The organism is Streptomyces sp. NPDC097981 (assembly GCF_040302565.1).
Taxonomy (GTDB): domain Bacteria; phylum Actinomycetota; class Actinomycetes; order Streptomycetales; family Streptomycetaceae; genus Streptomyces.
Genome location: NZ_JBEORW010000189.1, coordinates 1 through 1,416, shown reverse-complemented (window position 1 = coordinate 1,416; position 1,416 = coordinate 1). Strand labels below are relative to the sequence as shown.

The 1,416-nt window shown below is 70.8% G+C and carries 3 protein-coding genes; all 3 read right to left on the bottom strand.

All coding sequences use genetic code 11. The features are described 5' to 3' along the window. Positions 1–19 precede the first annotated feature (19 nt). The 3 genes from ABTY04_RS40980 to ABTY04_RS40970 are packed head-to-tail and all read right to left on the bottom strand — an operon-like array spanning position 20 to position 1,412. Positions 20–247, bottom strand: coding sequence for a hypothetical protein (locus tag ABTY04_RS40980; protein WP_352218517.1), 228 nt, complete (start codon positions 245–247; stop codon positions 20–22). 43 nt (positions 248–290) lie between these two features. Beyond that, a complete protein-coding gene (locus ABTY04_RS40975) occupies positions 291–488 on the bottom strand; it encodes a hypothetical protein (RefSeq protein WP_352218516.1) in 198 nt (65 codons plus the stop codon). Between the two features lie 3 nt (positions 489–491). Continuing rightward, positions 492–1,412: a transposase family protein gene (locus tag ABTY04_RS40970; protein ID WP_352218518.1), complete on the bottom strand. Its 921-nt coding sequence runs from the start codon at positions 1,410–1,412 to the stop codon at positions 492–494. Positions 1,413–1,416 lie beyond the last annotated feature (4 nt).

Here is a 1,416-nt window from a genome sequence, read left to right as displayed (position 1 = left end):
TGAGATCCGGGCGCCGAGATCAGGCGCGGCGGCTGGCGAAGAGTTCGAGGTGGGCGCAATTGGGGCAGCGGTAGGCGTCGATCTGCCAGGTGGGCTTGCCCATGCGCTTGGCGCCGCCGAAGGGGCCGCGTTCGAGGGCGCCTTGTATCCAGCGGGCGTAGCCGCTGGAGTACTGGCCGTCATCCTCGACGAAGCCGGGTTCGAGGCCGACGGTGCCGCAGTGAGTGCACCGGAAGGAGTTCGTCACGACCGGAGTCTAAGCTGGTACTGCGCATCGTCGACGGCCGGGTTCACTGGTTCTCGGCAGTCTTGCGCTGGAGGTACCAGGCGGCGGCGAAGCCGGCCGAGGCCATCCAGAACAGCGGGGCGCTGGTGGCACGTCCGAACATGACGCTCAGGACGATGCCCCTGGGGACGTGCAGGATGGCCAAGCAGCCCAAGAGGGTGGCGGCCGGGCGGTAGTCGCGTATGACTCTCGTGGAGATCATCGGTCAGCGGTCGACTTCGCGGTTCGTCAGCACCAGCAGGGCCCTCACCAGGTCGGTCGCCCACTTCGGGTCGGTGCGTACCTTGCCGAGCACGCGCCAGTTCTTCAGGTGCGCGAAGCCGTGCTCGACCGGTGCCCGGACCGCGGCCAGCGCCTGGTTGGACAGTTTCTGGCCGCGGGTCAGGGGCCGGTTGCGGGCGGCCTTGTAGCCGGTGATCACCGCCGGGTCGACATCCGGGCCGCTGTCGTCGAGTCCGACGAAGCCGAGGTCGGCGATGGCGCCGAGGCCGACCGCGTGGAGGTGGGCGGTGAGTCTGTCGTACCGGCAGGCGGTGATCTCCGAGGTCCGTCCGGGCCGGACGGCCGAGACCCAGAGCAGCCGGCCCCGGTCGTCGGTGAGTGCGATCACGAGCAGGCCGTGGCATTTGTGCTTGCCGGAATAGTTCTTCCGGTTCTCGCCCCCGGCGCGCCGCCAGGTGCGTATCAGCGAACCGTCCAGCAGTACGATCCCGCCACCCTTTCGGGTGATCTTCTTCAAGGCGCGGTCCAGGCGCGGGGCGCGGGCGGCCAGCAGGCCGACAACCTCGCGGACCCAGCGGGTGACGGTGGTGCGGTGCACCCCGTTCCCGCCGGCCAGATCGCCGGGCCGCTGGTCACAGCGCAGCACCGCCAGCACGATCCCCGCGATCTTCCCCGCGGGCAGCGCCCGCCACCGCGAGCCGACGGGCAGCGCGGTCTCGTCCGGGTCATCGCCGCGGTGCGGGATCAGCAGCACCGCACGCCCTGCCACCTGCGCTTTCACCGGAGCCACCGCGGCGGCGGTCTCTACCTCGGCCCGGTCCTGCTCGGCCAGCCGGTGCAGCACCCGCTCGGCGATCACCAACTCCTCCCGCTCCGCCTCGACCTCCCCCAGCCGCTTGCCCAACTCC

Bases quoted from the DNA above. Each gene is read 5' to 3' on its own strand.
- ABTY04_RS40975 (WP_352218516.1), bottom strand. From the start codon at position 488: ATGATCTCCACGAGAGTCATACGCGACTACCGCCCGGCCGCCACCCTC.